The following is a 21,484-nucleotide window of genomic DNA, read 5'->3' as shown; positions in this document are numbered from 1 at the left end:
CCGATGAGCCGGTACGAATCGGTTGTGATCTACCGCGATGAGGATTGATCGTCGGGTCCGCTGGAACAATCGTCGGGCGGTTGAGAGGTCGTCGGGTCCTCGGGAAAACTCTGCAATGGATCCGCCGCCTCTGCAGCGCGCTGATCGGCTTCACGCGCCTCCTGGGCGTCGAGCATGTCCATGTCTTCGAGCGACAAGCCCTCGTCGAAATTGATGTCTTTCCGCCTGGGTTCTTCGCCGGTCGCGCGAGGCGTGACCCTGAAACGCTCGTAGTCATCGGTGAACGCGTCGCCTCGCGTCGACAGCGTGCTGGTGGGCGCGTCGCCTTCCGTGAGCGGATCGACGCTGGCCCAGGGTTTCGCCATTCGCCGAAGCCGCGCCGCCAGCCCGGGGTGACCTGCCTTCGCGGCTTCGATCGCTGCCTCCCGGAGTTCCACGCGTGCGTCGAACATCTGCCGCTCGAGTTCCCCAACGCCGGAACCACCGGATATGAGGCCTCCCCAGATGCCGCTGCTCATGACTCCCACCACCGCGGCGGCAGTACCGACCTGGCCCAGAACGACGTCCTTCGGTCCGGCGTCGGCGCTGCCGACGGGAAGGAACATCTTGATGGCATTTTTTTCGAAGTTCGCCCCGACCGTCGAAGACATCTTCACGCCGAGAAATCCTTCGATGACGGCGCCGGCGGTATTGCTCAATACGATGCCTGCCGTCGCTTCCATGACCGCGCCCATGGTCGTGCTGCGCGCCAATCCGATCGTGGTATCGCTCGCACTCCCGATGTAGCCACTGCTGTTCGAGCCGTACACGGTGGTGTTGCTCTCGATCGAAGTCTGGTTGATCTTGCCCACTGCGATGATCGAGGCGTCCGTGTTGCTCATCAGCGTGAACTTGTTGGCCATGATCGTGTAGGGCCCTTTCGGCGACTCCAGCACCATCGAGTTCGATCCCGTCACCTTGAAGTCGATGTGCTTCGCCTCGAAGGTCATGTTGGTGGCCTTGTAGCCGAGGTTGCCGTCGACCACGATCGTCTGGTTGCCCTTGACCTGTCGCTTCTCGTCGCCATCGGTCAGGTCTTGTCGCGAAGCCTGCGTGTGGGTGAAGAGATTTCCCTTGACCGTCGTCGATTGCTCGCCATCGACTTGCGTCACCTGGTTCGACACCACGTGCGTATGCTGCTCTTCACCGATCTTCGTGCGCTGCGTCAGGTCGACCTGATGCGATTCATTTTTGCGAATGTGCAGCTTGCGCTCATGGTCCACCAGCAAGGTCTGGTCGCGGTGCACGTGCGTGTGCTGGTCGCGATCCACGCGCAGCCACTGATCGCGGCCGATGCCGGTCGTGTCGTCGCGCTCCACGCTGCGCCGCATGTCCCGCTCCGCATGCACCGACAACAGCTCCTCCCCCTTGCGATCCTCGAACTGGATCTCGTTGTAGTTGCTCGCATCGCCGCCGGGCGTGGAGCGCGTGCGGAAGCCGCTCTGCGTGGGCGACTTGTAGGGAATGGGCTGGTCGTCGTTGTAGACCCGCCCCACGATCACGGGCCGGTCGGGGTCGCCGTTGAGGAAGTCGACGATCACCTCCTGACCGATGCGCGGCGCGAAGTAGCCGCCCCAGCCCTTGCCGGCCCAGGGCTGCGACACGCGCACCCAGCAGGTCGACTTCTCGTTGCGCTCGTCGTAGCGGTCCCAGTGGAAGTGCACCTTCACGCGGCCATGCTCGTCCACGTGCAGCTCGTCGCCTTCGGGGCCGACCACGATCGCGGTCTGCGGGCCGGGCATGGTCACGCGCGGCGTGAGGCGCGGCGGGCGGAACGGCAGCTGCATCGGCAGCACGGTGAGGAAGAACACGCAGACGCCGCGCTGGGCATCGTGCAGCGTGCGTTCGGTGCGGATCAGTTCGTCGAGCACCCCGTCCATGCCGTCGTTGACCGGGTCGTCCGCGATCAGGCCGCACAGCCGCTCGGCATGCCATTTGCGCGTGCGCTCGTCGTCGGCGCCTTCGTAGCCCGGATGGGTGACGACGAAGCTGCAGGCGCCGATCAGGTGTTCGCCGCGCGCCAGTTCGGGCGCATCGCCCTCGAGCACGAAGCTGCGGCCCACGCCCACGTCGGGCCAGGACGTCACGGCCCAGTGGCGGTCGCGGCGCGCGATCAGTTCCTCGCCGCGGATCCTGGCCGTGGCCTCGGCCTTCTCCACGTCGAAGTAGTCGCCCGGGTATTCGAAGTCCTCGAAGTCCGCGAGCTCGTGCTCGTCGGCGGTGTCGATGGTGGCACCGATGTTCTTGCGGATCGCCTTGAAGTCGCTGTCGCGCGCCGCATGCTTGCCGGTGTCCAGCCGCTGCGTGGAGATCCAGCGCGTGATCTCGTTGAAGCGCGCCTCGCCCGCGACGCCGGTGTAGTGCAGCACCGGCGTGGCCGGCAGGCGCTCGTGCGCGACGAAGCTGGTGTCGGCGAGCTGCAGCCGACCCGGCTCGTCGTGCGCGTCGAACCAGTAATAGATGCCCTCGGCCTCGAGCAGCCGCGAGAGAAAATCGTGGTCGCTCTCCTGGAACTGCACGCAGTAGCGGTGCGGTTCGTGCGCGCCGATCACGCCGTCGGCAGTGGTCTTGCGGATGCGCCGCGCCGGGCTGTCCTCGAACACCGCGTTGAGCACATCGAGCACCGGCTTGTCCTGGAAGATGCGCGAGTTGCGCCGCTTGGTCAGCAGCCAGAACCAGGAGCGCAGCGTGATGCGATAGCGGTGGTAGCGCCCGGTGCGGCCTTCGCGCAGGAAGCGCACGGCATGCCCGTGGCAGTGGCGGGTATGGGGGAGTTCATGGGCGTCGATGAAGTCGATGCCGATGTCGAAGGCGCGGCCGAGGACGTCCTTGGGTTGCACATGCCCGTTCTTCGACAGGACCGTGAGCTCGTAGGCCGCGGCGCGCGAAAAGCCCTCGTGACCGATGAGGCTCCAGAACATGAGGTCGTTGGCGACCGGGGAGTCGGTGTCGATGCGGATGTCGTGCGTGTGCATGGGACATCCATTGTTCGAAATCGGCGAGCGTGGCGCGATGGTCGCGCCACTCGAATGGATGGCCGTGCGTCCTGCGATGGCCGCGAATTCCGCGGCCGTTCGCTTCAGGGGCCCATGCCCACCAGCCGTAGCAGGTTGCCGCGCGCCACCAGCGTGCGTGCATCGGGACTGAGCTGGACCAGGAAGTTCTGGACGCTCGCGAACTTCATCGTGTCGGTGTCGGCCGAGCGGTGGCTTGCGTCGGTGCCGATCAGGAAGCGGTGCGGTTGCGCCTCGATCAGCGCGAGCCATTCGGGCCAGACGTTCTGGCCGTCGCGCAGCACGGTGTAGTCGGGCGAGCGCGGATGGCGCGGCCAGGTGCGCGCGCTGAGTTCGTAGTGCAGGTTCGGATGTCGCTCGAGCAACCGCCGCGCGAGAAACAGCGGCGTGTAGCCGCCATGGGCCCAGATCACCGGCACGTCGGGGAAGCGCTCGAGCATCTGCTGCAGCTCGGCCATGCGCGTGATCTCCACGTGCACCATCACCGGCAGCCTGTACTTGCGCGCGAGCACCATGATGCCGGTCATGATCGCGCCGGTCGGGCTGTAGTCGGTTTCCGCAAAGCCCGAAGCCGGGAAATGCGCAACCGAGATCTCGCCGATGCCCTTGTAGAGCCCGGTGGCCAGCAGCGCGTCGAGCTGCGCGAGCAGTACCGGATCGTCGACGTTCCAGGCCGGGCGATAGATGCTGCGCTCGGGCGAGATCGAGGCGAAGGGGATCAGCCGGTCGGGATGGCGCCGCGCGGCCTCGGCCACCGATTCGTTGCTGCTGCGCGCGCCCCAGGACACCACGGCATGCGTCGCGCCCCAGCGGTCCATCAGCGCGAGCTGCATCGCGAGGTCGTTGAGGTGCACGTGCGCGTCGGCGAAGGGGATCAACGTCGCGGGCGGCGTTGGCGGAATCTGCGGCCAGGCGGGCAGGGTCGCGGCCCACAGCAGGATGGCGTGCAGCCAGAGCATGCGCGCCCGGTGGGGCAGTCGTTGTCGATCGGTCCGATCCATGGGGTTTCCTCGTGCGGCAAGGAGGAATTTCCCCAGGGAAGATGTTCCTCGACTCGAAGTTCTTCAAGACGAACGAGGCCCGGCGTTTTTCAACCCGCGGATCCCGGGGTGCGCCAGAATCCCGGACCGATCCCGTCCGATTCCTCCGCTGCCATGCACCGCACCGTCGCCCTGCTCGTTTTCTCCGGCGTCCAGTCGCTCGACGTCAGCGGCCCGATGGACGTGTTCTCGGAAGCCAACCGCTTCCTGCCGAGCGAGGACCACTACCGGCTCGAGACCATCGGCGTGGAGCACGGCACCATGCCCTGCTCGAACGGCCTCTCGCTGCAGGCGCACCGCCACTATGCCGAGGTCGACGATGCCTTCGACCTGCTGCTGGTGGCCGGCGGCCCGGCGCTGGTGCGGCAGCATTTCGATCCGGCGCTGTACCGCTGGCTCGAGGCCGCGAGCGCGCGGGCCGCGAGCTTCGGTTCGATCTGCAGCGGCGCCTTCATCCTCGCGCGTGCCGGCCTGCTCAATGGCCGCACCGTCACCACGCACTGGAACGACGCGGCGGCGCTGGCCAGCCTGTGCCCGAGCGCGCGCGTCGAATCGAACCGGCTCTTCAACCAGGACGGCAAGCTCTACACCTCGGCCGGCGTCACGGCGGGCATCGACCTGTCGCTGCATCTGCTCGCGCAGCACCACGGCAGCGAGGTGGCGCTGCACGTGGCCCGGCGGCTCGTGGTGTTCACGCAGCGCGCGGGCGGGCAGTCGCAGTTCAGTCCCTTCCTCACGCCGCAGCTCGAGCCGGCCTCGCCGGTCGCGCAGGTGCAGCAGTACGTGATGGCGCACCTCGGCGACGAACTCACGGTGGCGGTGCTGGCGCGGGTCGCGCACATGAGCGAGCGCAGCTTCGCGCGCACCTTCGCGCGCGACGCGAAGCTCACGCCGGCCGAATTCGTCGAGAGCGCGAGGCTCGACGCGGCGCGCGTGATGCTCGAGAGCGGCCAGGCACCGATGAAGACCGTGGCCTTCGCCTGCGGCTTCCACGACGCGCACCGCATGCGCGCGGTGTTCCTGCGCCGCCTGGGCGTCACGCCGCAGCAGTACCGCGCGAACTTCGGCACCACGCGGCTCGCGTCGTCGCCCGGGGGTTGACGGCGGCGCGCCGGCGCGTCGACAATCCGGCCCGCAGTCGCCTTAGCGGCGCGCTGCCGTAGGCGTTACCGTCATCCAACGCGTCCTTTGTCGAGTGGTTCCCAGCAGGGAGATCTCGATGCAAAGACGCCACGGTATGCCCTCCCTCTTCCTTTCGTTCGTCCTGTTCGCCTTCCTGCGCTGCATTGCATCGCGCGGCCGGCACAGGGTCTTTTCGCGCCCGTTCGCGAAGAGCGTTGCGAGGGTTGCCATGGCTTTCTCCATGACCCCAACCCATCGAAAGACAGCCATCATGAAAACCACCGGCAACACCATCCTCGTGACGGGCGGCACCAGCGGCATCGGCCGCGCGCTCGCCGAGGCCCTGCACCGGCGCGGCAACCGCGTCATCGTCACCGGCAGGCGCCAGGCCCTGCTCGACGAGGTCACGGCCGGCCGTCCCGGCCTGTTCGGCCTGCGGCTCGACCTCGACGATCCCGCTTCGCTGTCACGCGTCGCGCAGGAGGTGCGCGAACGCTTTCCCGAGCTCAACGTGCTGATCGCCAATGCCGGCATCTCGCGCGCGGAAGACATGCGCACCGACGCCTGGACCGCCACCGATGCCGAAGCGATGGTGCAGACCAACATCCTCGGCGTGCTGCGCACCGCGGCGGCGTTCCTGCCGCTGCTCAAGGGCCGGCCCGACGCGAGCTTCATCGCGACCGGCTCGGCGCTGGCCTTCGTGCCGCGCGCGGACTTCCCGGTCTACTGCGCGAGCAAGGCCTTCCTGCACTCGTGGCTGCAGTCGCTGCGCCACCAGCTTCGCGCGGTCCCGGTCGAGGTGCTCGAACTCGCGCCGCCCTATGTGCAGACCGAACTCACGGGCAGCGCGCAGGCCTCGGACCCGCGCGCCATGCCCGTGGGCGCTTACGTGGCGGAGGTGATGCGACAGCTGGAGCGCGGCGACCATCCGAACGGCGAGCTGATGCTCGAGCGCGACCATGCGCGCCGCTGGGCCGAGCGCGATGGCCGCTACGAGGCCGTCTTCGCGTCGCTGAACCCCTGCTGAAGCGCGCGCCAGGGCGCCATGCCATCATCGTTGGATGAACTCTCACAGTGCATTCAACAGCTCCGACGCGGTGGCCAAATACGCGGAGGGCCCGAAGCGCAACGTGCCCGGCCACAGCGGCCTGCTGCCGATGACGCGCATCCTGCTGGCCGAGCGCGTGCCTGCGGAAGGCCGCGTGCTGGTCGTCGGCGCCGGTGGCGGCCTCGAGCTCGAGGACCTCGCGCTCGCCAACCCCGGTTGGCGCATCGACGGCGTCGACCCGAGCGCGCCGATGCTCGATCTCGCGGCCCAGCGGCTCGGCCCTTTGAAGTCGCGCGTGGCCCTGCACGAAGGCTATGTGCAGGACGCGCCCGAAGGCCTCTTCGATGGCGCGACCTGCCTGCTGACCTTCCATTTCGTGCCGCCCGACCAGCGCCTGCCGACGGCGCGCGAGATCCATCGCCGCCTGAAGCCGGGCGCGCCCTTCGTGGTCGCGCACCTCAGCGTGGAGGACGGCGAGGGCCAGCGCGAGACGTGGATGAAACGCTACGCGGCTTTCCTCGTGTCATCGGGGTCCGATCCGAAGCAGGCGGCGGCCACGAGCGAGAAGGTGCAGAAGGAACTGGCGATTTTGTCGCCGGCGCAGGACGAGGCGATCCTGCGCGAGGCGGGGTTCAGCGGGGTGCAGCTCTTCTACGTGGGGTTCACGTTCAGGGGGTGGGGTCGCCTACGCGTGACGGCGACCGGCCGCTCGCTACGGTTTCTTCACACCTTGTCAGGCGATCGTTCGCGAATCCAGTTCCCTGAGCAAACGCTGCAGCTGCGCAACCGAAGCCTCGTCGAGCCCTTGCAGCGGCAGCCGCGGCACCCCCGCCTCGAATCCCCGCAGCCGCAGCCCCGCCTTCACGGTCGTCGGCAGCCCGCCCTTGAGGATGAACTGCAGCACCTCGAGCTGCCCGTAGAAGATCGTGCGTGCCGCCTCCATGTCGCCCGACAGGCAGGCGTCGTGGAGCGCGACGGGCCAGCTCGGAATGATGTTGGGCGCCGCCGTGCACCAGCCCACGGCACCGGCCGCGAAGGCTTCGAGCGCCAGTGGATTGCTGCCGTTGAAGAACGGGATCTCGCCGTTCGACAGTTGCCGGATGCGGTGCATGCGCTGGATGTCGCCCGTGCTCTCCTTGACCATCGTGACGTTCGCGATGTCCCGCACGATCCGCACGATCAGCTCGGGCTGCATGTCGACGCCGCTGGTCGCGGGGTTGTTGTAGAGCATGACCGGCAGGCCGATCGCGTCGGCGATGCTCTGGTAGTGGCGAAAGATCTCGGCCTCGCCGAGCTTCCAGTAGGACACGGGCAGCACCATGACCGCGTCGGCGCCCGCTGCTTCGGCGAACCTGGCCTTGCGCACCGCGTTGCGGGTCGTGAGGTCCGAGATGCCGACGATCACCGGCAGGCGCTTCGCCACCTGCGCGATCGACGCCTCGGCCACGGCATCCCACTCCTCGTCGGACAGGTAGGCGCTTTCGCCGGTGCTGCCGAGCGGTGCGATGGCATGGGAGCCCGAGAGCACCAGCCGCTCGACCACGCGGCGGCTGGCCTCGATGTCGACGGCGCCGCTGCGCTCGTCGAAGGCGGTGATGGGATAAGAGACGATGCCGAGGATTTTCTTGTTCATGAGAGTGAATGAGCAAAGGGTGGATGAAAGAAAGCGATAGGTGTCAGGCCGAAGCCGCCGGCTGCTGTGCCGCGAGCTTCTCGGCCATGAGTTGCGCGAGCAGGTCGAAGACCGCCCGGATGTGGGGCAGGTACTGCAGGTCGTACTGCACGCTGATGAACAGCGGCACGCGCGCGGAGCGATCGGGCAGCAACCGGATCAGCCCGAAGGACTCGGCCTCGGCATAGGAAGGCAGCAGCACCACGCCCAGGCCCTCCTGCGCCGCGAACAGCTGCGAGAACATGCTGGTCGCGCGGAAGCCGATGCGCGGCGCATCGACGAACTCCTCGAGCCAGCGCGCCGAGGGCAGGTAGATGGGGTCGTCGATGTAGCCGATGAAGAAGTCCTGCGCCAGGTCCTCGGGCCGCGCGATCTCGCGGCCCGCCAGATAGGAGGCGCTGGCATAGAGATGGAAATGCACGTCGGCCACCTTCTGCGTGTGCAGCGACTTCGGCGGCGGCTCGAAGAAGCTCACGAAGATGTCGGACTCGCGGCGCGCGATGTCCACGTAGTTCGAGGTGGTGGCGAGCTGGATCTCGATCGCCGCGAAGCGCTCGTGCAGCTTCCTGACCGCGCGCGAGATCAGCATCGCGCCCACGCCTTCCATCGTTGCGATGGAGACGGTGCCGGCGTTCTGCCCGAAGCGGTCGGCGGTCAGTCCCTGGATTTCGTGCAAGGCCGTTTCCATCTTCTCCACCCTCGTGAACACTTCCCGCCCGAACGGGGTCAGGACGATGCCCTTGCGGTCGCGCCGGAACAGCGTGCCGCCCGAGCTGTACTCCACCTGCGCGAGGCGGCGGCTGATGGTCGACTGGTCGACGCCGAGCTTGCGCGCGGCGGGCGCGAGCGCACCGCCGCGCGCGACTTCGAGCAATGCGCGCAGGTGGTCCCATCCGAGTTGATCCAGGGGCAGGTGCTTGGTGGCCATGGCATTGAAGGCTGAGCGAAGGAGCGAAGACATTAGTCCAGCGTGGGCCCGGGCGCCATCGGTGCAAGCTTGCGGTTCAGGCCGCGGCCCGGGTCTCCTTGGTGTCGCGCAGCCAGATCGCGCCGATCACGAAGGTCATGAGCGCACCCGCGACCGGATAGGCGAGGCCGGCATAGATGTTCCCGTGCTCGGCCACGAGCGCGAACGAGATGGTCGGCAGCAATCCGCCGAACCAGCCGGCGCCGATGTGATAGGGCAGCGACATCGAGGTGTAGCGGATGCGCGCGGGGAACATCTCCACCAGCAGCGCCGCGAGCGGCCCGTAGGTGATGGCCACGAAGCCCATGAAGACCAGCAGGATCAGCACCACCATCGGCGAGTCGATGCCCGCGCGGTCGGCCGTCGTGGGATAGCCCGCACCCTGGAGCGCGGCGCCGATCCGCGCGCGGAAGCCGTCGATCTCGGCCTTGCTGGCGGGCTCGAAGGCGTTGCCGTTCGCGACCAGCCGTCCCTGCACCGAGGCGATGGCGCGGTCGCCGATGGTCACGGTCGCCAGTTCGCCGGCGGCCGCGTCCTTGACCTCGTAGCTGGCCGCGCTCTGCGCCAGCACGCGCTTGGCGATGTCGCAGGAGGTCCGGAAGTCGACATCGCGCGCGATCGGGTTGCCCTGGAACGAGCATTCGCGCGGGTCGGCCGTCAGCACGATCGAGGCGCTTTGCTGGGCGCGCTCCAGCGCCGGGTTCGCATAGTGCGTGAGCGCCTTGAACAGCGGGCCGTAGGACAGCGCGGCCACCAGGATGCCGATCATGATCAGCCACTTGCGGCCGATGCGGTCCGACAGCGCGCCGAAGAAGATGAACAGCGGCATGCTCAGCACCAGCGAGGTCGCGAACAGCGTGTTCGCGTAGATCGGATCCACCTTGAGGATCTGCGTGAGGAAGAACAGCGCGTAGAACTGCGAGGTGTACCAGACGATCGACTGCCCGGCGCACAGGCCGAACAGGCAGATCAGCACGATGCGCAGGTTCTTCCATTCGCCGAAGGCCTCGCGCACCGGCGCCTTGCTGATGCCGTTGCCGGCCTTGAGCTTGAGGAACACCGGCGACTCCTTCATCGAGACCCGGATGTAGACCGAGAGCACGAGCAGGCCCAGCGAGATGATGAAGGGGATGCGCCAGCCCCAGGCATCGAACTGCTCGGGCGACATGGTGCTGCGCACGCCGAGGATGACGACCAGCGACAGCAGGAAGCCGAGCGTCGCGGTGGTCTGGATCCATGCCGTGCTGGCGCCGCGCTTGTGCGGTGGCGAGTGCTCGGCCACGTAGGTGGCGGCGCCGCCGTACTCGCCGCCGAGCGCCAGGCCCTGGCACAGCCGCAGCACGATCAGGATGATCGGCGCGGCCACGCCGATGGTCGCGTAGTTCGGCAGGAAGCCGACCGAGAAGGTCGAGATGCCGATCAGCAGCAGCGTGATCATGAAGGTGTACTTGCGCCCGATCATGTCGCCCAGGCGCCCGAACAGCACGGCGCCGAGCGGCCGCACGATGAAGCCCGCCGCGAAGGCGAGCAGCGCGAAGATGAAGGCGGCCGAGGGGTCGAGCGCCGAGAAGAACTGCTTCGCGATGATGGTCGCAAGCGAGCCGTAGAGGAAGAAGTCGTAGTACTCGATGACGGCGCCCACGGAAGAGGCCACGATGACCTTCCTGCCTTCCGCGCGATGCGTCGCACCCGTCAGGGTTGCGGGGATGTCCATGCTTGTCTCCTGTCTTGTGGTTCTGGAGGGAGGAGGCCGCCCGGTGGGGCTCCTCCCTGGCCGGCCACGTGGCGTGGCCGGTGGTAGGCGCTTCAGGCCTGGCGGCGTGCCCGGATGTCGGCCACCACCTTGGCGACCTGCTCGGCGCTGGCGCCCTTCACGCGCGCATTGATGCGCACGGTGCCGAAGCCGACGAACAGCACCAGCTCGTCGGGGCCGGGCGCGCCGGGAATCGCGAGGGTGATGCCGTCCATGGCGTCGTAGTCCCAGGCGTCGTCGGCGCCGCCGAACAGCAGGTCGACCGAGCCGCCGGCCGTCGACACCTTGGCATTGCCCGGAATCAGCGCGGGGCCCGCGCCCAGGCCGGTGCGCATGGCCAGGCCCAGGCGCGGATGGATCAGCGCCGCGCCGTGTTCCGACTCGCCGGCCGTGCCGACCAGCGCGGCCTTGCCGTAGGCGCGCGGCTTCTCCTCGCCCGCGAAGTGCGAGAGCGCGCGTTCGGTCAGCAGCGTGCCGATCTCGACCGAGCGCTGTGCCAGGTCGGCCAGCTCGGCATCGGTCGCGGCGCCGCGACCGGCGCAGGGGTTCTTGAAGATCGCGGCGGCGACCACGTGGCGCGAAGGCGCGGCGGCGGCGCGGCCGCCCTCGGCGAGCGTGTTCCTCTCGAACACGAAGATCTGTCGAATGGTCTCGAGCGTTGATGGGCTCATGGGGGTCTCCGTCCTGTGGATGTGGCTGAATCGCCTGGTCCCTGCGTCGCAGGGGCTGAAGTGGCGGACGGAGATTAGGTTCGCGAGGCCCTTCTGTCAGTTTGCAAGAAACGCAAGCGGGCTTGCGTTTTGGGCCTGGCGGTGGGCGCCGACGCGCGTTGGCAGGAAGCGCACCCGATCTGGCAGTCCCTGCCCCCTCGGGCATGCGCACGGGGCGCCGGCGCGCCGGACACTGGGTTCGCACTTTCGCCAACCCTCATCCCCGGAGAACCCATGAACGAATCCATTGCCGGCATCCGCATCCCCGACAGCCAGATGGCGCGCGAGGCCACCGAGCTGGTGCGCGACACCGAGACCGCGCTGCTGTTCAACCACTCGCGGCGCGTGTTCCTGTTCGGCGCGCTGACGGGCGAGCGCCGCGGCCTGGCCTACGACCCCGAGCTGCTCTACATCGGCGCGATGTTCCACGACATGGGCCTGGTGGCGCCCTACAGCAGCAGGACCGAGCGCTTCGAGGTCGACGGCGCCAATGCCGCGCGCGATTTCCTGGTGCGCCACGGCATCGCCGAGCCCGAGGTCGAGCAGGTGTGGGATGCGATCGCGCTGCACACCACGCCGGGCATTCCGCAGCACAAGAAGCCGGTGGTGGCGCTGGTCACGGCGGGCGTCGAGATGGACGTGCTGGGCCTGGCCTACGACGCCTTCCCGACGGAGCAGCGCGAGGCGGTGGTGCGCGCGCATCCCCGCGAGGCCGACTTCAAGGAAGGCATCATCGACGCCTTCGCCAAGGGCACGCGCTTCAAGCCCGAGACCACCTTCGGCAACGTCAAGGCCGACGTGCTCGCGCTCAAGGACCCCACGTACAAGCGGCTCAACTTCTGCGGAATGATCCTCGGCTCGTCGTGGAACGACGGCGCCTGCGGCGTGCCGGGCTGCCGGCACTGAGCTGGTTTTCTAGCTCGCCGTGGCCACGTGCACGCCGGGCCGGCGGCCATCGTTCCAGCGGCCGCCGATCGCGCGCTCGATCTGCGCGCTGAGCTGCAGCAGCAGGCCGTCGTCGGCCTGCTTCGCCTGCAGCTGCATGCCCAGCGGCAGGCCATGTTCGTTGAAGGCCAGCGGCAGCGAGATGCCCGGAATGCCGCACAGGTTGGCCAGCGGCGTGTAGGCGAAGTTCTGCCAGAGGTTGTCGAACCAGTCGAGCACCGAGGGGTTGTCGCTGAGCGTGAGGTATTCGGTGGTGCCCACGCGCGGCGTGGGCAGCGCGGTGATCGGGGTGAGGATGATGTCCCACTCCTCGAAGAAGGCGCCGAAGCCGCGCGCGGTGGTGTTGAACACCGTCTGCATCCTGAAGCGCTCGGCATAGGAGATGTCGCGCCCGGCCTCCCAGATCTTGATGTTGATCGGCTCGATCAGGTCGGCCGGCGGCTGCTCGAGGCCGAAGCGCGCGAGAAAGCCCTCGATGGTCTGCGCGAAGTTGCTGATGTAGCAGGTGGTCTGGGCCGCGAAGGCGGCGCGGATGTCGACCGCGGGCAGCGCCCATTCGACGTGGTGGCCCAGGCCCTCGAGGAAACGCCCCACGCGCTCGAGCTCGGCCGCGATGTGCGGCGTGGCGCGGAAGTCGCCCCACTCGTGCGACATCGCGATGCGCAGCGGCTTCGGGTCGCGCTCGATCAGCTGCGTGTAGGGCTCGTCGGCCTTCCAGTAGGGCATGAACTCGCCGGGCGCGCCGCCGCGGCAGTGGTCGACGAAGGCCGCGGTGTCGCGCACCGTGCGGCTGTGGCAGCCCTGGATCGACACCAGGCCCGTGAGGTCCGACAGCGCCGGCGCGATCGAGAACACGCCGCGCGAGGGCTTGAGGCCGATGTTGCCGTTCACGCCCGCGGGAATGCGGATCGAGCCGCCGCCGTCGGTGGCGTGCGACAGCGGCAGCACGCCGGCAGCCACCGCCGCGCCCGTGCCGGCCGAGGAGCCGCAGGTCGTGTAGTCGAGGTTCCAGGGATTGCGCGTGACGTAGACGGCCGGGTTCTCGGCCGAGCTGCAGACGCCGAATTCGGGCGTGGTGGTGCGCCCGATGATGTTGAGCCCGGCCTTGCGGATCTGCTGCGTCAGGTGGGTGTCGGCGGCGGCGCGCTGGCCCTTCATCAGCAGCGAGCCCATCTCCTGCAGCCGGCCCTTCATGGTCGGGCCCAGGTCCTTCATCAGGTAGGGCACGCCCGCGAACGCGCCCGCGGGGTTCATGCCGTCGGCCAGCGGATCGGCCACCACGTCGTCGAAGACCTCGACCACCGCGCTCAGCGCAGGGTTGGTGAGCGCGATGGCGGCGCTGGCCTGGGCCGCGAGCTCGGCCGGCGTGACCTGCCCGCTGCGCACCAGCGCGGCGAGCCCCACGCCGTCCTGTTCGCTCCATGCCTGCCAGCTCATTGCCAAAGTCATCCGTCGCTCCTGTCGAGAAAAGAAAAAGGGGGCGTGGGCCCCGTGTGCGCCCACTCTAGCGAAGACGCGGTGTGCCCGCGCGCCAGTCGTGTATTGGGCTGCGCATGCAACGTAGTGTGTGGGTTTTTCGCGCGGATACACGGGCATACGCGATCCGCGGCGCCGCGGCGTGGCGCTCGAAGAATGCGCTCTAGCCCCGGGACAGGGGCCACGCGACTTCATCCAATCCAGAGGAACATCCCATGCACAAGACCACCGACAAGACCGCGAGCCGGGCCACCCGCCGCGGCTTCTTCGCCACCTCCGCCGTGGCCGGCGCCGCAGGCTTCAGCCTGCTCTCGGGCACCGAGCTGGCACGGGCGGCCGGCAGTCCCGGGGCCGATGCGCAAGCGGCCGCGGCCTATCCGCCGACGCCGCGCGCGCCCACGGGCGACACGGCCGTACGCCCGTTCCGCGTCCACGTGCCCGAGGCCGTGCTGGCCGACCTGCGCCGCCGCGTGAAGGCCACGCGCTGGCCCGACCGCGAGACCGTGACGGACCTGTCGCAAGGCGTGCGGCTCGAAAAACTGCAGCCGCTGGTGCAGTACTGGGGCAGCGGCTACGACTGGCGCAAGGCCGAGGCGCGGCTCAATGCCCTGCCGCAGTTCATCACCGAGATCGACGGCCTCGACATCCATTTCATCCACGTGAAATCGCGCCATCCCGATGCGCTGCCGCTGGTCATGACCCATGGTTGGCCTGGCTCGGTGATGGAGCTGCTCAAGACCATCGACCCGCTCGTCAACCCCACCGCCCATGGCGGCCGCGCCGAGGATGCCTTCCACCTCGTGCTGCCCTCGATGCCCGGCTACGGCTTCTCGGCCAAGCCGCGCAGCACTGGCTGGGGCCCCGACCGCATCGGCCGCGCCTGGGACGTGCTGATGAAGCGGCTGGGCTACCCGCGCTACGTGTCGCAGGGCGGCGACTGGGGCTCGGTCATCTCGGACAGCATGGCGCGCCAGAAGCTGCCGGGCCTGCTCGGCATCCACGTCAACATGCCGGCCAGCGTGCCGCCGCAGGTGGCGCGGGCGCTCAACAACGGCGACCCCGCGCCCGCCGGCCTCGACGACAAGGAGAAGGCGGCCTTCGATGCGCTGAACTTCCTCTACAGGAAGGGCGGCGGCTATGCCGCGCTGATGGTGACTCGGCCCCAGACCCTGGGCTATGCGCTCGAGGACTCGCCCGCGGGCCTGGCCGCCTTCTTCTACGACAAGTTCACCGAGTGGACCTACAGCGGCGGCGACGCCGAGAAGTCGCTCACGCGCGACGAGATGCTCGACGACATCACGCTCTATTGGGTCACCAAGACCGCCACCTCGAGCGCGCAGCTCTACTGGGAGAACAACGCCAACAACTTCAACGCCGTCGACATCTCGATCCCGGCCGCGGTGACCGTGTTCCCGGGCGAGATCTACCGCGCGCCGCGCCAATGGGTCGAGGCGGCGTACCACAACCTCATCTACTTCAACGAGGTCGACAAGGGCGGGCACTTCGCCGCCTGGGAGCAGCCGGCGCTGTTCAGCGCGGAGTTGCGCGCGGCGTTCAGGTCGCTGCGCGGTTGACGGGGAGCCGGCCGCTCAAAGCTGCGGCGACAGCACCGCCGCCAGATGCTCCCACGCCTTCTCGAGCAGCGGCCGCTCCTTCCAGGCCTCGTAGCTCAACCGCTTCGACTGCGCGAGGTCGGCCTCGAACTGCACGGTCTGCGCCGCGGCGAAGGCCTCGTCGTAGATGTTGAGGTTGGCCTCGTCGTTGAGCCGGAACGAGCGGTTGTCGAAGTTGGTCGAACCCACCGACACCAGCAGGCCGTCGACCAGGAAGACCTTGCAGTGGTACATGGTCGGCTGGTACTCGCTGATCTGGGCGCCGGCCTCGAGCAGCGGCCCCCAGGCGGCGCGCGAGGCGCGGCGCACGGTCTGCGAATCGATGATCGGCCCCGGCGTGACGATGCGCACCCGCACGCCGCGATGCAGGGCCGCGACCAGCGCGCCCACGGTGAGATCGTCGGGCACGAAGTAGGCGCTCGAGAGGTCGATGGTCTTCGTGGCCGCGGCGATCGAGAGCAGGTACATCAGGTGCATGCTCTCGCTGCCGCCCGAAGGCGAGCTGCTGAATATCTGCGCGCGGCCGTTGCCCACGGGCGGCAGCGGCGGGAAGTAGCGCTCGCCATGGAACACGTCGCCCGAGACCTTGATCCAGTTGTCCATGAAGACCGCCTGCATCTGCGCCACCACCGGGCCCTCGACCTTGTAGTGCGAGTCGCGCCAGTGCGTTGGGTCCTGCGCATTGCCGGTCCATTCGGGTGCGATGCCGACGCCGCCCGTGAAGCCGATGCGCCCGTCGACCACCAGCAGCTTGCGGTGGGTGCGGTTGTTCATGCGCGCGATGTCGTACCAGCTCGGCTTGTGGAACTTGCGGATCTCCACGCCCGATGTCTCCATCTCGCGGATGAAGTCCGCATCGACCTTCGCGCTGCCGACCCAGTCGAGCAGCACATGCACCTTGACGCCGGCGCGCGCGCGCTCCGACAGCGCATCGGCGAAGGCGCGGCCGATGTCGCCCGACCAGTAGATGTAGGTCTCGAAGGTGATGCTTTGCTTCGCCGAGCGGATCGCCGCGAGCATCGGCGGAAAGATCTTGTCGCCGTTCTGGAAGGCCTCGAAGCGGTTGCCGTCGGTGATCGGCGGGCCGAGCAGGGCGCCGAGCGCGCGCTGGTACTGGGGATCGTGCAGCGCGTATTCGCGGCGCACCTGTTCGTCGAGCTTCTTCTCGCCGCTCGTGAGGTTGAGCACGAGCAGGGTGGCGGCCAGCGTCAGGACGAAGGTCCAGGCGATGGCTTTCCAGGGCTTGCGGGGGGCGGGTACGGGCATGCCTTATCGTGCCGGCCTTTGCCCGCGCCGAATCGAGTTCGCGCCCTTGTCCTGCAAGGCGCCGCTGCGATGTCTGCCATCAATATCGGCCTGCGGCGCCAGCCACTGCGAACACCATGCCCCAACAACCCAGACCTCCGGCCGATCCGGCCTCCCACCGCTTCGTCAGCGTGCGCGGCGCGCGCGAGCACAACCTGCGCAACGTCGACGTCGACATCCCGCGCGATGCCCTCGTGGTCTTCAGCGGCATCTCGGGTTCCGGCAAGTCCTCGCTGGCCTTCGGCACGCTGTATGCCGAGGCGCAGCGGCGCTACCTCGAATCGGTGGCGCCCTATGCGCGGCGGCTGATCGATCAGGTCGGCGTGCCGGCGGTCGATTCGATCGACGGGCTGCCGCCGGCCGTGGCGCTGCAGCAGCAGCGCGGCACGCCGGGTGCGCGCTCCTCGGTGGGCAGCGTGACCACGCTGTCGAACCTGCTGCGCATGCTCTATTCGCGCGCGGGCGACTATCCGGCGCGCCAGGCCATGCTGCATGCGGAGGACTTCTCGCCCAACACGCCGCAGGGTGCCTGTCCCGTCTGCCACGGTCTGGGCCGGGTGTTCGAGGTGACCGAGCGCGCGATGGTGCCCGACGACAGCCTCACGATCCGCGAGCGCGCGGTGGCCGCGTGGCCTTCGGCCTGGCAGGGGCAGAACCTGCGCGACATCCTCGTCACGCTGGGCATCGATGTCGACACGCCGTGGCGCGCGCTGCCGAGGAAGACGCGCGACTGGATACTGTTCACCGAGGAGCAGCCGACGGTACCGGTCTATGCGGGCTTCACGCCGGCCGAGACACGCGCGGCGCTGCGCCGCAAGCTCGAGCCCAGCTACCAGGGCACCTTCATGGGCGCGCGCAAGTACGTGCTCCACACCTTCGCCACCACGCAGAGCGCATTGATGAAGAACCGCGTCTCGCGCTTCATGTCGGGCGCGTCGTGCCCGGCCTGCCAGGGCAAGCGACTCAAGGCGGAGGCGTTGTCTGTGCGTTTCGCGGGGCTCGACATCGGGCAGATCTCGCACCTCACGCTGGGCGCGCTGGCGCAGGTGCTGCGGCCGGCGGCGCGCGGCGAGGCGCATGGCAAGGTGGCGCCGTCGGCCGAGAAGCGCATCGTGGCGCAGCGCATCGCGCAGGACGCGCTGGCGCGGCTCGACACGCTGCTCGGCCTGGGGCTGGGCTATCTCTCGCTCGATCGCGCAACACCCACGCTGTCGCCGGGCGAACTGCAGCGGCTGCGGCTCGCGACGCAGATCCGTTCCAAGCTGTTCGGCGTGGTCTACGTGCTCGACGAGCCTTCGGCCGGCCTGCATCCGGCCGACGCCGAGGCACTGGTCGACGCGCTCGATGCGCTCAAGCGCGCGGGCAACTCGCTGTTCGTGGTCGAGCACCGACCTGGACCTGATGCGCCGCGCCGACTGGCTGGTCGATGTCGGGCCCGGCGCGGGCGAGAAGGGCGGCGAGGTGCTCTACAGCGGGCCGCCGGCCGGGTTGCGCGACGTGGCGGCTTCCCGCACGGCTGCCTACCTGTTCGCGCCCGAGGCCGCCGGCGATGCGGGCCGGCCGCCGCGTTCGGCGCAGGGCTGGCTGCGGCTCGAAGGCGTCACGCGCAACAACCTCGAGGCGGTCGACGCCGCATTCCCGATCGGCGCGATGACCGCGGTCACCGGCGTCTCGGGGTCGGGCAAGTCCAGCCTCGTGAGCCAGGCGCTGGTGCAGCTGGTGGCGGCCCACCTGGGCCACGAGGCTCCGGCCGACGACGAGCCGGGCGAGGGCGAGCCCTCGCTCGCCCAGGAGACGCAGGGCCGCATCGTCGAGGGCCTGGACCCGGATCCGGCGGCTGGTGCGGGTCGACCAGAAGCCGATCGGCCGCACGCCGCGTTCGAACCTCGCGACCTACACCGGGCTGTTCGACCACGTGCGCAAGCTGTTCGCGCAGACCCGCGCCGCGAAGGCGCGCCGCTTCGATGCCGGCCAGTTCTCGTTCAACGTCGCCAAGGGCCGCTGCCCGACCTGCGAGGGCGAGGGCTTCGTCAGCGTCGAGCTGCTGTTCATGCCCAGCGTCTACGCGCCGTGCCCGACATGCGGCGGCTCGCGCTTCGACGCGGCGACGCTGAAGGTGCGGCTGCGCGGCAAGAGCATCGCCGACGTGCTCGCGATGACGGTGGACGAGGCGCATGCCTTCTTCAAGGACGACGCACCCATCGAGCGGCCGCTGCGCCTGCTCGCGGCGATCGGCCTGGGCTACCTGCGCCTGGGGCAGCCGGCCACCGAGCTGTCGGGCGGCGAGGCCCAGCGCATCAAGCTGGCGACTGAGCTGCAGCGCGCGCAGCGCGGCGACGCGCTCTATGTGCTCGACGAGCCGACCACCGGGCTGCATCCGTCGGACGTGGACCGGCTGATGGCGCAGCTCGACGAGCTCGTCGACGCGGGCAACACGGTGGTGCTGGTCGAGCACGAGATGCGCGTGGTGGCGCGCTGCGACTGGGTCATCGACATGGGCCCGGGCGCGGGCGGCGAGGGCGGGCGCGTGGTGGCGGCGGGCACGCCGCGCGAGGTCGCGAAGGCCGGCACGCCCACGGCGAGGTACCTCGCGCGGCAGTGGGGCTCAGCCGGGCGCGGCCCGGGTGCACAATCTGGGCCCCCGATCCGCGCCACGGCGCGAGCCCGCCTTTCCGTTCCAGCCCCCATGCGAATCCACGACATCCGACGCCGACTGCGCGAAGCAGGCGCGGGCCCCAGCCATGAGCAGCGCGTGCTGCGGCTGTGGTCCCATGCGCTGCCGCGCGACAGCGGCCGCCGGTTGCCGCACAGCTTCTTCCCGGCCGGATTGATGGCCGAGCTGCCGGCCATCGAGGCCGAGCTCGCGGGCCTGGCGCGCGTGCATGCGGTGCATCCGGGCGCCGACGGTTCGGAGCGGTTGCTGGTGGCGCTTGCCGACGGCCAGACCGTCGAGAGCGTGCTGCTGCCGCGCGACGGGCTGTGCGTGTCCTCGCAGGTGGGCTGCGCGGTCGGCTGCCAGTTCTGCATGACCGGGCGCGAGGGGCTGCTGCGCCAGGTCGGCAGCGCCGAGATCATTGCCCAGGTGGCGCTCGCGCGCCTGCGCCGGCCGGTGCGCAAGGTGGTGTTCATGGGCATGGGCGAGCCGGCCCACAACCTCGACAACGTGATGGAGGCGATCGAGCTGCTCGGCACGGTCGGCAACATCGGCCACAAGAACCTGGTGTTCTCCACCGTCGGCGATCCGCGCGTGTTCGAGCGGCTGCTGCAGGAACGCGTGCGGCCCGCGCTCGCGCTGTCGCTGCACACCACGCGCGACGAACTGCGCCGCAAGCTGCTGCCGCGCGCGCCGCGGCTCACGCCCGAGGAACTGGTCGCGGCCGGCGAGCGCTATGCGCGCACCACCGGCTATCCGATCCAGTATCAGTGGACGCTGCTCGAAGGCATCAACGACAGCGAGGAAGAGATCGAAGGGCTGGTGCGGCTGCTGTCGGGCAAGTACGGCGTGCTCAACATGATCCCGTTCAACGCGGTCGACGGCGTGAACTTCCAGCGTCCGGCCTGGGCGCGCTGCCAGCAGATCGCGCGCACCCTGCACGAGCGCGGCATCCTGACCAAGCTGCGGAATTCGGCGGGGCAGGATGTGGATGGGGGGTGTGGGCAGTTGCGGGCGCGGGCGACGGGCGCCGGCGTGGCGGGGCACGCCCGGCCCGTGACCGTGGATGCGGCGTCCATCGTGCGCCGGCCTTCGGGTCGCCCGGAAGACTAGGCGCGGTCGGCGTTCACATGCGCTCGCGAAGCATGCCCTTGAGCCAGCGGCAGAAGTCGCCCGCGCTCTGGGCATGCGCGCTGTGCGTGCTGACGTAGGCCAGGTAGCTCGCACCGGAGCCGATGCTCTGGCCGTCGGCCAGCACCAGCGTGCCGTCGCGCAGCGGATCCAGCACCAGCAGCTTCGGCACCACCAGGAAGCCCGTGCCGCCGATGGCCGCGGTGATGGCCAGGAAGAGATGGTCGTAGGTGGCGACCACATAGAGGCTCTCGGTCGCGATGCCCGCGGCGATGGCCCAGGTCGCGATGACGTCGGGCCGTGAGCGCGCCGCCACCAGGGGCCAACCGCTCTTCGATCGCGCGCGGTGCTTCTCCAGCAGGGAGGGCGAGGCGACGCAGACGAGTTCCTCGCGCATCAGCTCCCAGCTCTCCGTTCCCGGCACGCTCAGGTCGCGGGTGATGAGCACGTCGAAGTCGTCGGACGGCTCGGGCGGGGCCAGCGAGGTGATCAGGTCGATCTGCACGCCGTGCTGCGCCGTGTAGGCGCCGAGCGCGGGCACCACCACCGTCATCGCGAAGCTCGGCATCGAGGTGCGCACCTTCAGCCGGTCGTGCTTGCGGCCACGTTGCGCCAGCAGCTGCATGGTCATCTCGATGGTCGACATGGCGTCCTTGACCGCCTCGAAGAGCTGCAGGCCGCTGGGCGTGAATTCGACGGTCGAGCCCCGGCGGTGGAACAGCCGTCCGCCCGCGAATGCTTCGAGCGAGGCGATGTGGCGGCTCACCGCGCCCTGGGTGACGCCCAATGCCGCGCCGGCCCGCGTGAAGTTGCCATGCCGGCCGACCGCCACGAAGGCGCGCAGCGGTGTCAGCGGTACTTCGGCCGCTCTTTCATGATCAAAACTCATTGTGAAACCACGACGGGGAATACTGTCACAGAACCTCGGTTGATCGAAATTTGGCGGTCGATAGCATTCATTCTGTCACCAACAGTGCCTCGAAAGGACGGAATCAC

General features: G+C 68.9%; 14 protein-coding genes and 2 pseudogenes. 7 read left to right on the top strand and 9 right to left on the bottom strand.

From position 1 onward, the window contains the following. Nucleotides 1-29: 29 nt before the first annotated feature. Nucleotides 30-3,014, bottom strand: a complete 2,985-nt coding sequence (locus tag ACHMXE_RS04060; RefSeq protein WP_395346959.1) for a type VI secretion system Vgr family protein — start codon at nucleotides 3,012-3,014, stop codon at nucleotides 30-32. Between the two features lie 104 nt (nucleotides 3,015-3,118). Next, entirely contained in the window at nucleotides 3,119-4,054 is a 936-nt protein-coding gene (locus ACHMXE_RS04055; protein WP_395346957.1) for an amidohydrolase family protein, read from the bottom strand. A 153-nt stretch (nucleotides 4,055-4,207) separates the two neighbouring features. On the opposite strand from ACHMXE_RS04055, the gene ACHMXE_RS04050 reads away from it, so the two are divergent. The 3 genes and pseudogenes from ACHMXE_RS04050 to ACHMXE_RS04040 form a co-directional block, all read left to right on the top strand. Further along, nucleotides 4,208-5,194 (top strand): GlxA family transcriptional regulator, encoded by a 987-nt coding sequence (locus ACHMXE_RS04050; RefSeq protein ID WP_395346956.1) that lies wholly within the window; start codon nucleotides 4,208-4,210, stop codon nucleotides 5,192-5,194. Between the two features lie 292 nt (nucleotides 5,195-5,486). Continuing rightward, nucleotides 5,487-6,242, top strand: a complete 756-nt coding sequence (locus tag ACHMXE_RS04045; protein WP_395346955.1) for an SDR family oxidoreductase — start codon at nucleotides 5,487-5,489, stop codon at nucleotides 6,240-6,242. A 34-nt stretch (nucleotides 6,243-6,276) separates the two neighbouring features. Continuing rightward, nucleotides 6,277-6,651, top strand: a pseudogene (locus ACHMXE_RS04040) (class I SAM-dependent methyltransferase); the annotation flags it as partial. 345 nt (nucleotides 6,652-6,996) lie between these two features. Here the strand turns inward: ACHMXE_RS04040 and ACHMXE_RS04035 are convergent. The 4 genes from ACHMXE_RS04035 to ACHMXE_RS04020 all read right to left on the bottom strand — a co-directional run bounded on the left by ACHMXE_RS04035 (nucleotide 6,997) and on the right by ACHMXE_RS04020 (nucleotide 11,326). After that, nucleotides 6,997-7,896 carry a dihydrodipicolinate synthase family protein gene (locus tag ACHMXE_RS04035; RefSeq protein WP_395346954.1) on the bottom strand — a complete coding sequence of 300 codons (900 nt, stop codon included), beginning with the start codon at nucleotides 7,894-7,896 and terminating at the stop codon, nucleotides 6,997-6,999. A gap of 43 nt (nucleotides 7,897-7,939) precedes the next feature. After that, nucleotides 7,940-8,863 carry a LysR family transcriptional regulator gene (locus tag ACHMXE_RS04030; protein ID WP_296740905.1) on the bottom strand — a complete coding sequence of 308 codons (924 nt, stop codon included), beginning with the start codon at nucleotides 8,861-8,863 and terminating at the stop codon, nucleotides 7,940-7,942. Nucleotides 8,864-8,939: 76 nt separating this feature from the next. Next, entirely contained in the window at nucleotides 8,940-10,616 is a 1,677-nt protein-coding gene (locus ACHMXE_RS04025; protein ID WP_395346953.1) for an MFS transporter, read from the bottom strand. Nucleotides 10,617-10,708: 92 nt separating this feature from the next. Further along, nucleotides 10,709-11,326, bottom strand: coding sequence for an amino acid synthesis family protein (locus ACHMXE_RS04020; protein WP_093346426.1), 618 nt, complete (start codon nucleotides 11,324-11,326; stop codon nucleotides 10,709-10,711). 273 nt (nucleotides 11,327-11,599) lie between these two features. Between ACHMXE_RS04020 and ACHMXE_RS04015 the strand changes: the two genes are divergently transcribed. Next, nucleotides 11,600-12,271, top strand: a complete 672-nt coding sequence (locus ACHMXE_RS04015; RefSeq protein ID WP_203206655.1) for an HD domain-containing protein — start codon at nucleotides 11,600-11,602, stop codon at nucleotides 12,269-12,271. Nucleotides 12,272-12,280: 9 nt separating this feature from the next. Here ACHMXE_RS04015 and ACHMXE_RS04010 read toward each other — a convergent pair whose 3' ends face one another. Further along, complete coding sequence (locus ACHMXE_RS04010; protein WP_395346952.1) at nucleotides 12,281-13,759, bottom strand: amidase; 1,479 nt, start codon at nucleotides 13,757-13,759, stop codon at nucleotides 12,281-12,283. Nucleotides 13,760-14,001: 242 nt separating this feature from the next. Between ACHMXE_RS04010 and ACHMXE_RS04005 the strand changes: the two genes are divergently transcribed. Beyond that, the gene (locus ACHMXE_RS04005) at nucleotides 14,002-15,360 is read left to right on the top strand and encodes an epoxide hydrolase family protein (RefSeq protein WP_395346951.1); all 1,359 of its coding nucleotides are present in this window, start codon (nucleotides 14,002-14,004) and stop codon (nucleotides 15,358-15,360) included. A 15-nt stretch (nucleotides 15,361-15,375) separates the two neighbouring features. Here ACHMXE_RS04005 and ACHMXE_RS04000 read toward each other — a convergent pair whose 3' ends face one another. Next, entirely contained in the window at nucleotides 15,376-16,665 is a 1,290-nt protein-coding gene (locus ACHMXE_RS04000) for a phosphatidylserine/phosphatidylglycerophosphate/cardiolipin synthase family protein (protein ID WP_395346950.1), read from the bottom strand. Nucleotides 16,666-16,781: 116 nt separating this feature from the next. On the opposite strand from ACHMXE_RS04000, the pseudogene ACHMXE_RS03995 reads away from it, so the two are divergent. Beyond that, a pseudogene (locus ACHMXE_RS03995) lies at nucleotides 16,782-19,312 on the top strand (excinuclease ABC subunit A); the annotation flags it as partial. Between the two features lie 78 nt (nucleotides 19,313-19,390). Beyond that, complete coding sequence (locus ACHMXE_RS03990) at nucleotides 19,391-20,470, top strand: RNA methyltransferase (protein WP_395347430.1); 1,080 nt, start codon at nucleotides 19,391-19,393, stop codon at nucleotides 20,468-20,470. A gap of 13 nt (nucleotides 20,471-20,483) precedes the next feature. On the opposite strand, the gene ACHMXE_RS03985 is transcribed toward ACHMXE_RS03990, so the two are convergent. After that, nucleotides 20,484-21,377: a LysR family transcriptional regulator gene (locus ACHMXE_RS03985; RefSeq protein WP_203206660.1), complete on the bottom strand. Its 894-nt coding sequence runs from the start codon at nucleotides 21,375-21,377 to the stop codon at nucleotides 20,484-20,486. Nucleotides 21,378-21,484 lie beyond the last annotated feature (107 nt).

Origin of the sequence: Variovorax sp. UC122_21 (genome assembly GCF_044056785.1) — a bacterium.
Lineage (GTDB): Bacteria > Pseudomonadota > Gammaproteobacteria > Burkholderiales > Burkholderiaceae_C > Variovorax.
This window is presented reverse-complemented; position numbering and strand designations above follow the sequence as displayed.